This is a genomic window from Streptomyces sp. NPDC029122 (assembly GCF_055569445.1).
The window spans coordinates 134,101-142,669 of record NZ_JBVHWK010000002.1; the positions used below are offsets into that span (position 1 = coordinate 134,101).

Below are 8,569 nucleotides of genomic sequence, written 5' to 3' on the forward strand. Positions count from 1 at the left end.
ACACGGGGAGCGGTACGATGAGCGGTCAGCTGTACGACGAGATCGGCGAGGCGTTCGAGGGTTTCAAGACCCTCCCGCTCGCGCGCTACGGGGAGGTGCCCGGCTTCCTCGCCCTTGTCGGTGACGTGAAGGACAGGTCCGTCCTCGACCTGGCCTGCGGAACCGGCTTCTACAGCCGGGAGTTCAAGCGCCGCGGCGCGTCCGAGGTCTTCGGCGTCGACATCTCCGGCGAGATGATCGCCGCCGCCCGGTCCATCGAGGACAAGGAGCCGCTGGGGATCTCCTACGAGGTCGGTGACATCGCCGAACTGCGGGCGTTCGACAAGCCGTTCGACATCGGGATCGCGGTCCAGGCGTTCAACTACGCCGACAGCGTCGCCACCATCGAGCGGATGTGCCGCGCCGTCCACCGCAGTCTCGCGAAGGGGGCCGAGTTCTTCCTCTTCGGTCAGAACCCCGACTTCCGCTTCGACGGTCCGTCCCTGGCCAAGTACGGCTTCACCTGCGAGCCCGCCGGCGGGGAGAACGAGATCGGGCCCCACACCAGGATCACCGCGCTCCTCGACCCGCCGATCTCGTTCACCGCGTACCCGCCCCGCCGCGAGGTCTACGAGAACTCGCTCCGGGCGGCCGGCTTCACCGGGCTGACCTGGGTCCCCCTGGAGATCTCCGAGGCGGGCCTGCGCGAGTACGGCGAGGAGTTCTGGGCCGACCTCGCGGGCAACCCCCCGCTGACCATGCTGCGCTGCCGCGCCTGACCCCGGCCTCCGGTCCCCGCACGCGCGGCCCCGCGCGCGTTCCGTCCGGCGGAACGCGCGCGGGCCGGGCGCGCGTGCGGGGCCGCCGTCAGAACCGCGGGGGTGCGGCCGGGAACGGCAGCGGCGACGCCGGCGAGGGCCGGACGTCCTGGCGCTGCGCCGGGGCCGGGACCGACCGGCAGGTCACGTCCCGGGCGGGCAGCCGGCCCGTCGACAGGTAGGAGTTGACGGGGGCGTTGACGCACGAGCCGGGCTCGGCCAGGTACACGCTGTGGCCCTCGCCGCCCATCGCCAGGACCATCCGCGAACCCGTCAGTGCCCGGTGCAGGCCCTGCCCGCTGACCAGCGGGGTCTGCGAGTCCCACTCGTTCTGCACGGTCAGCACGTTCGCCCGGGTCCTCATGGGCGTGGTCGCCTCGGCGGGCCGCTGCCAGAAGGCACAGGGCTTGATGTTGGAGGCGAAGTCCCCGTACAGCGGGTACCGGGCCTTGTCCCGCGCCGCGTCCCGCGCGTACTGACCGGGATCGCGCGGCCAGGAATCGGTGTCCCCGCACACGACGGACCAGAAGACCGCCGTGCCGTTGTCGGACGCCGGGTCCGAGGCGCGCAGCACCTTCCTCATGTCCGGCACCGTCAGGCCGGCGGGCTGCGGGGCGCCCTCGGCGGCCGCCTTGAGCGCGCTGACGAAGGGAGCGGCCTGCTGCGGCGAGAAGAACAGCGGGCGCATCGTACGGATGTCATCACCCGTCAGTTTCATCCCCTGGAACTCGACCGGTTCCCGGTCGGCCCGGGCCACCAGCCCCCAGAACGTCGCCGACACCGCCTCCGGGGTCGCCCCGAGCCGGTACTCGGCATCACGCTCCGCCGTCCACCGCGCCCAGCGGGCGAAGGCCGGCTCGGCCTCCGTGGCCCAGACCTGGAGCATGCCGCGCCACAGCCGCTGCGGGTCGACCCCGCTGTCCAGCACGAAGCGGTCGGTCCGGGACGGGAACATCTGCGTGTAGACCGCGCCGAGGTACGTCCCGTACGAGTAGCCCACGTAGGAGATCTTCCGCTCGCCCAGGGCCTGGCGGATCGCGTCCATGTCGCGGGCCGTGTTGCGGGTGGTGATGTACGGGAGCACCGAACCGGCCTTCTCCCGGCACTTGTCCGCGACGGTCCGCGCCCAGGTGACGTCGGAGGCGAAGGTCTCGGGCCGGTACGGGCGCTGGAAGTTCTGCTCCACGTCGTTGAGCCCGCAGCTGATCGGGCTGCTGGCTCCGACGCCGCGCGGGTCGAAGCCGATCAGGTCGTACTGCTCCTTGACCTCCTTGGGCATCGCCTGGTCCATCATCAGCGGCAGGTCGAGCCCCGGACCGCCGGGACCGCCCGGGTTCAGGAGCATGACCCCGTGCCGCTTTGCCGGGTTCTGGCTCTTGACCCGGGATATCGCGAGGTCGATGGTCCGGCCGCGGGGCCGCTGGTAGTCGAGCGGCACCGTGAGGGTGGCGCACTCGTACGACGCCGGCTGATCCGGGCTGCAGCGGTGCCAGGCGGGCTGCCGCGGACGGTAGTCGCCGGGACCGGGGGCGGCGGCCGCCTGGGTGGCGGAGAGCAGGGGGACGGAGGTCGCGAGGAGGCCGGCGGTGGCGAGCAGGGGCGCGAGCCGTTTCATGCGCACGAAGAGCCGTTCCTTTCGGAGAGGGGCGGGTCCCTGCCCACCTTGGGGTACGGCGGTGGCGGGGCGAATCATCCCTCAGGGCGGCTCTCGTGCGTCTCCCTGCACCTCGCGAATGAGGAAGATCCGGACAACTGGCCGACGCGCCGAGCCCGTTGAAGGCTGCCGGTACGCCGGCGGCCCCCGCGGGTCAGTGCCCGGAGTGCTCCGTGCCGGTCTCCAGAGTGCCGCCGAGGCGTTCGCGGAGCGCGGTCAGGGCGTCCGCCGACGGCGCGGTGACCACCCATCGGTTCCCCACCAGGTAGACGCCGCCGTACACCCGTGTCTCGGCCAGCCAGGACCGCAGGCCCCGCTCGGCGGCGAAGGTGGTCAGGCGGTAGGCGCCCTGGCCGGTGGAACAGGCCCCCTGACGCAGTTCGTCGGCCTCCGTGCTCACCTCGGCGGTGCAGCCGAGGGCGGCGGCGAGCTCCTCCACCGTGGCGGTCCTCCCCGACGGGCCGTCGCTCGCCCGGTCCGCGTGGGCCGCCGCGCCGCCGTGCCCGGGGGGACCCCCAGCACAGCCTCCGGTCAGCAGGGCACCGCACAGCGCGGCACCGGCCGCGAGGACGCGGCGGCTTCGGCGGTCGTACGGGGGCATGGCGACCTCGCTGACTGAGGAGGAGGGACGGGAGGAGAAGGGGTGTGGTGCCCGGCGGGGAGGGGAGGGGGCCGGGCACCACGGCTCATGGGTGTTCGGGGCCGGCTCAGCCGGCCGCCTTGGCCTTCTTCCCCTTGTCGGTGACGGCCCACCACAGTCCCTGCTTGCCCTGCCCGTTGACGTCTCCGGGTGCCTTGTCACCGGTGAACGTGTAGACCGGCCAGCAGTCGATCGTCAATTGCTCCGTACCGTCGGGCCGTTTCACCGAACCGACCAGTTTGGCGTCGATTCCCGACACCTGGGACGCGTCGACGGGCTCGGCGGGCTTCCAGCTGTCCGTACAGGAATCCACGCAGCCGATTTTCATCGGCCAGGCGCTGTCCTTGTCGAAACGGTAGAGGGTCCAGCCCTCCGCGTTCTGGGCGATGGTGCCGAGCCGGGGATTCTGCCGGACCGAAAGCGCGGCCTTCCCCTCTTCCTCCGTTCCCGTTCCTCCTTCCTTCTCCATTCCGTGTCCCGGCATTCCCGGGGCCTTCGCGGCGCCGGCCGGTTTCCCGTCGGGGCCCAGGACGTGCCAGGTGCCGCCGACGCCCTCACCGAGGGCGTCCCCGGCCTTGGTGTCCTTGGCGTAGCGGTACACCGGCCAGCCGCCGACCGTCAGCTGCCTGGTGCCGTCGGCCCGGGTGACGGAACCGAGCAGGGCCGCGTCCATGCCCGCCCCCGCCGAGGCCCCGTCCGCCGGGACGACCGGCCAGGCCTTGGCGCAGTCGCCCTCGCAGTTGGACTTGGGCGGCTTGGCGGTGTCCTTGTCGAAGCGGTAGAGGGTGAACCCCTCGCCGTCGGTGACGCCGGGGCCCACGTTCGCCGTCTCCCGCACCTGGAGCTGCCCGGCCGGACCGCTCTGCCCGGCGCCGTCCGCCGGGGCGGCGCCGGAGCCCTCGCCGGATCCGGATCCGGCGCCCGGACCGTATCCCGAACCGCCGTCGGAGCCGTATGCGCCGAGCTGCTTTCCGGATCCCGCGGGCTGGACCGCATTCGCCGTCGAAGCGGGTTTGTCAGCGGCACCGCAACCGGCCGTCAGCAGCAGTACCGCGATCGCCGACCCGGCGATTTTCTCCCGGCGCATTGTCTTCACGATCTCTCCTTGGGATTCGGTCCCGTGGTGCTCGTTTCCTGGGGTCATTGATACGGGGCCAAATGCCGCCCGAGCCGATATCCGCGGGAATTTGTCAGATCGCGCCAAGAATGAACTCGGGAGCGTCCCGCCCACGTGCGCCCGCTCATTCCTGAATGCGCAGCGCGAGCGCGGGGCAGCGCCGCACCGCCCGCAGCGCCTTGGGCCGCAGCGGAACCGGCACCGGCATGGACGCCTCCGCCGGGTAGCCGTCCGCGTCGAGCCGTACGACTTCGGGCAGGACGTCCACGCACAGCCCGTGCCCCTTGCACAGGGTCCAGTCCACCACCAGCCGCTCCGGGGGGCTTTCGTCCTGAGGCAGCGGCAGCGCCCCCACGGTCCGCCGCCCGCAGCCGCTGCCGAGGGCGTGGTCGCGGAACTCGTCGGGGAACGCGGCCAGCGCGGAGGCCACGAAGTGCGAGGTGCCGTCGGGGTGGCTGCACGCCCCGCGGCCTCGGACGGCTCTCAGCCGCGCCTCCACGGCGTCGAGCGCGCCGCGCCCCCCGCCCCGTACGGCGTCCTCGAGCACGTCGGCCAGCGCGGGCAGTCCCCGTACGCAGGGCCCGCACTGCCCGGCCGACTCCTTCGCCATCCAGCGCGTCACCCGCGCGACCTCCCCGGCCGGGCAGGTGTCCTCGGGCAGCGGCAGCACCGCCCCCGCCCCCAGTACCGCGCCGAAGGCGGACAGGGACCCCCGGGACACGTCCGCCGAGCGGGCCGCCCCGGGATCCAGCCAGCGCCCGTGGTACCCGCCGACCAGTACGCCCTGGCCGGTACGGGTGCCGCACAGGTCGAGGACGTACGCCAGCGAGGTCCCCGTCGGGGTCTCGACCACCGTGTGGCCGGCGACGGTCAGCAGCACGGTGCCCGGCTCGGAGGGCAGGCCGGCCGTCCGGTAGTCCGGGGCGCCCATCCGGGCGGCGACGGCGAGCTGGGCGTAGGTCTCGGTGTTCGACAGCAGCGTCGGCACCCCGCCCAGACCCCGTTCGCTGGTCCGCACCCGCCGCCCCGACGGCAGGGCCGCGCCGCCGTTCAATCCGCCCACCAGGGCCGTTCCCTCGCCCGTCACGAAACGCTCGGGCAGCCGTGACACGCGGACCCGGCGCCCGCCCGGGCCGCGTTCGGCCACGGCGTCGCGTACCGAGCGCTCCACGTCCGCCCGGGTGACGGCCACCACCACGTCCTGCGCGGCGACCGCGGCAGCGGCCAGCAGCGCGCCGTCGAGCACCAGGTGCGGGGCGTGCAGCAGCAGGGCGGTGTCCTTGAGGCAACTCGGCTCGCCCTCGCTGCCGTTGACCACGACGGCCGTCGGCCCCTCCCGCTCCTGGGCGGAGCCCATGACGGCACGCAGCTTCCGGGCGAAGGGGAAGCCGGCCCCGCCGCGGCCCCGCAGGTCGATGTCGGCGGCCAGGGCGGCGAGTTCCTCCGGGGTGTAGCGCGGCAGCGGCCCGTGCGCCGCCAGATGGGCGTCGCGGTCGAGCCGCGGATCCCGGTCGAGCCCGGCCAGCAGCCGGGGGGTGCCCACGCAGCCGAGGCCGGGGCGGGCGGTGCCGCTCACGACCACCGCTCCCCTTCGCCGCGCCGCCCGGCCCGCCGCCCGGCGGCGCCGGGACCGGCCGCGGCGCCCGCGTACGGCGCCGGCCCGGGGGGTGCCGTACGCGGCGGGGGAACGGGAGCCGCGCCCCTGCTCGTACGGGGGCGCACCAGCAGGTCCGCGAGCGGCACGTCCTGGATGAAGAACGGGCGTACGCGGCCGGGTTGGGGGGGCGCCTCCCCGGCCCCCGTGCGCTGCGGGGCGGAGGGCCGCCAGGCGGCGCCGAGCCCGCGGGCCCGGAGGCGGAAGGAGAGCAGGCCGATGACCCCGGCCAGGCACAGCCCGTAGGCCGCCGTCACCCAGGTGTCGGCGGCGCGGCCGGCCTTCAGCCCGTGCAGCAGGGACGCGCCCCACGCCGGATAGGCACCGATGTGCAGGGCCCGCCACCACAGGGACCGGCTCTTGGTGGCGAACACACTACGCAGGGCCCCGGAGGCCGCCACGGCCACGAAGAGATATCCGGCCAGGGTCCCCAGGCCGATGACGACGGGTCGGTCCGGGTCCGCGAACGGCACCACGGCGGCGGCGGCGTCCGCCTGCCGCTCGGCCACCTTGACCCAGACGTGCAGGCCGAGGAAGCCCAGCCCGGCCACGGCGAGGCCGCGGTGCACGCCCTGGGCCAGCAGCCGGTGTCCCGACCCGAGCAGCACCCGGTCGGTGGCCACCAGCCCCCACAGGACGGTGGCGGTCAGACAGACGAGCGAGAGCACGCCCGCCCCGAAGTCGAGGAACTCCCACAGGCGGGTCAGGGCGCCCGCGCGGGCCGCCACGAGGAGCGATACGAGGGCGGCGCCCGCGGCGCACAGGGCGCTGGGGCGCAGCCTTCCGGGGGCGGGCAGCAGCGGGGGCCGCCGGACGGCCCGCCGGCCGGCGGCCGGAGCCGCGGCGGCCTCCGCCGCGTGGCGGCTCCTGCGTCGGGCCCTGTGGGAGCGGGGTATGTGAGGCTGGGGCAGGGGCATGCGGTTCTCCTGAGCACCCGGGCTCCGAGCGGTCCACCTGGCGCTCGGCACCCGGGGGTTGGGGACGGGGGCGGCCGGCAGCGCTGCGAATTCCCGCGCCGGCCGAAGGGCTCGGGGGCCGGAGTGCAGCAGCATCGTGGAGCTGCGCAGCATCTCCACAGGATTTATCGAAACGTGATAATTTCTCGCGCCCCGTCTACGGCGCATCGAACAACCCCGGAAGATTCCCCTCCAGTGGAGGTCGTGACAGGCCACCGCATCGCCGGCCATCCATGCGTCCCCGACGGCAAAATCAAGGCAAACCCGCGGGACCCAAAGTGGCCGGAACCCTCCTGAAGGGGATGTGGTGGCTGCAACTCTCTTGGAAGACAGGGCTGTTGGCGAGGCAGGCAACCCTGGAGGGCCTGTCACCCCTGCACCGGACAGGCCTCACCCCGGCAAGAACGAGGAAACGATGTGCGAACTTCTGAACCGCATCTGGTCCCGCCCGCGCGGAGAGTGGACCCGTGTCCTGCGCAGGGAACTCCCCGCGCTGGCCGCGGAGATAGTGGAGGAGCTTCTGCATGGAATTCCGGGATTTTCCGCACTTGTCGATGACAACGATGCCATCGATGACGATCTGCTCAGGCTGAGGGTGGAAAAGGCCCTTCTTTCCGCTCTCGGATACCGCGACGCGGACGAACGCGGCCCTCAGTGCCCGCCCGCCGCCGCGGAACCCGTAGCGACCCCCGTCGCGGCTCCCGACGAGGACCGCCACGACGGCCGCGTCGAGGAATCCCGGGCCGACGTACGGGAGCACGTACGCGAGACCGCGCGCGAGCACGGCCCCACCGGCGGCCCCCGCCCGGGCCACCCGCACCGCCTGGAGTCCGCCGCCCCGCCCGAGCGGGCGCGGCAGGAGCTCTTCCGGGCCCTCACCGACGACCGCACCCCGTGCGACAACTCCCTCGGCGAACTCGCCGAGGCCGCCCACTGGCCCCTGCCGCCCGCCGTACGGGCCGTCGCCCTGGCCACCCCCGGCGAGACCCAGCAGCTGGCGGCCGTACTCGACGACGCCCTCGCCGGCATGTTCGCGGGCCGGCCCTGCCTGCTGCTCCCCAGCTCCGACCCCGACGCCCGCGCCTCCCTCGAACTCCCGCTGCGCGGCAGGTTCGCGGCCGTCGGCCACGCCGTCCCCCTGCGCGACACGGCCTCCTCGATGCGCTGGGCGCTGCGCCTGCTCACCCTGACGCCCCACCGCGGCGGCCTGGACGCCCGGGCCGTCTTCGTCGACGACCACCTCTCGACCCTGCTGCTGCTCCAGGACGAACCCCTCGCGCACGCCCTGGCCGCCCGCTGGCTCAAGCCGCTCGCCGATCTCACCCCGCGGCAGAGCGAGCGGCTGGAGGTCACGCTGCTCGCCTGGCTGGAGGGCGGCGGTGCCCCGGAGGCGGCCAAGGCCCTGAGCGTGCACCCGCAGACAGTGCGCTACCGGATGCGGCAGCTCGAGAAGCTCTTCGGACCCGGACTGCGCGACCCCCGGACCCGCTTCGAGCTGGAGATGGCCCTGCGCAGCCGCCGGCTGATGGCCCAGGTGCGGCGCCAGAACTCCCGTACGGGCCGCAGGAACGGTCGGGTGGTCGCCGCCGACTTCTCCCCTCCGGCGGGACGGATGGCGCGCGTCAACGGACTGTGAGACGGGCCGGCCCGTCCTCGGACGCACCTGTACGGGCGGGGGGGGGGGGGGGGGGGGGGGGGGGGGGCGGACGACGGGAAGAGAGGGGAGGGAGGGGGAGAAGAGAGAGAGGGGC

7 protein-coding genes are annotated in these 8,569 nt (G+C 73.9%); 2 read left to right on the plus strand and 5 right to left on the minus strand.

Annotated elements, in window-relative coordinates:
* Positions 1 to 17 precede the first annotated feature (17 nt).
* A complete protein-coding gene (locus tag ACZ4WZ_RS03025; protein ID WP_467884422.1) occupies positions 18 to 758 on the plus strand; it encodes a class I SAM-dependent methyltransferase in 741 nt (246 codons plus the stop codon).
* An 88-nt stretch (positions 759 to 846) separates the two neighbouring features.
* Here the strand turns inward: ACZ4WZ_RS03025 and ACZ4WZ_RS03030 are convergent, their stop codons facing one another.
* The 5 genes from ACZ4WZ_RS03030 to ACZ4WZ_RS03050 form a co-directional block, all read right to left on the minus strand.
* Positions 847 to 2,412, minus strand: coding sequence for an alpha/beta hydrolase (locus tag ACZ4WZ_RS03030; protein ID WP_467884953.1), 1,566 nt, complete (start codon positions 2,410 to 2,412; stop codon positions 847 to 849).
* A 193-nt stretch (positions 2,413 to 2,605) separates the two neighbouring features.
* On the minus strand, positions 2,606 to 3,052 hold the full coding sequence (locus tag ACZ4WZ_RS03035) for a hypothetical protein (protein ID WP_467884424.1): 447 nt from the start codon (positions 3,050 to 3,052) through the stop codon (positions 2,606 to 2,608).
* A 106-nt stretch (positions 3,053 to 3,158) separates the two neighbouring features.
* Positions 3,159 to 4,178 (minus strand): SCO0930 family lipoprotein, encoded by a 1,020-nt coding sequence (locus ACZ4WZ_RS03040; RefSeq protein WP_467884956.1) that lies wholly within the window; start codon positions 4,176 to 4,178, stop codon positions 3,159 to 3,161.
* A 154-nt stretch (positions 4,179 to 4,332) separates the two neighbouring features.
* Complete coding sequence (locus tag ACZ4WZ_RS03045) at positions 4,333 to 5,784, minus strand: NADH-ubiquinone oxidoreductase-F iron-sulfur binding region domain-containing protein (protein ID WP_467884426.1); 1,452 nt, start codon at positions 5,782 to 5,784, stop codon at positions 4,333 to 4,335.
* Positions 5,781 to 6,779 (minus strand): hypothetical protein, encoded by a 999-nt coding sequence (locus tag ACZ4WZ_RS03050; protein ID WP_467884428.1) that lies wholly within the window; start codon positions 6,777 to 6,779, stop codon positions 5,781 to 5,783. Before ACZ4WZ_RS03050 ends, ACZ4WZ_RS03045 begins: the two co-directional genes overlap by 4 nt.
* Positions 6,780 to 7,233: 454 nt before the next feature.
* On the opposite strand from ACZ4WZ_RS03050, the gene ACZ4WZ_RS03055 reads away from it, so the two are divergent.
* Positions 7,234 to 8,454 carry a PucR family transcriptional regulator gene (locus ACZ4WZ_RS03055; protein ID WP_467884430.1) on the plus strand — a complete coding sequence of 407 codons (1,221 nt, stop codon included), beginning with the start codon at positions 7,234 to 7,236 and terminating at the stop codon, positions 8,452 to 8,454.
* Positions 8,455 to 8,569: the final 115 nt, after the last annotated feature.

Coding starts and splice junctions, on each gene's coding strand:
- ACZ4WZ_RS03035 (WP_467884424.1), bottom strand. CDS start 3,052: ATGCCCCCGTACGACCGCCGAAGCCGCCGCGTCCTCGCGGCCGGTGCC.
- ACZ4WZ_RS03055 (WP_467884430.1), top strand. CDS start 7,234: ATGTGCGAACTTCTGAACCGCATCTGGTCCCGCCCGCGCGGAGAGTGG.
- ACZ4WZ_RS03030 (WP_467884953.1), bottom strand. CDS start 2,412: ATGAAACGGCTCGCGCCCCTGCTCGCCACCGCCGGCCTCCTCGCGACC.
- ACZ4WZ_RS03040 (WP_467884956.1), bottom strand. CDS start 4,178: ATGCGCCGGGAGAAAATCGCCGGGTCGGCGATCGCGGTACTGCTGCTG.
- ACZ4WZ_RS03025 (WP_467884422.1), top strand. CDS start 18: ATGAGCGGTCAGCTGTACGACGAGATCGGCGAGGCGTTCGAGGGTTTC.
- ACZ4WZ_RS03050 (WP_467884428.1), bottom strand. CDS start 6,779: ATGCCCCTGCCCCAGCCTCACATACCCCGCTCCCACAGGGCCCGACGC.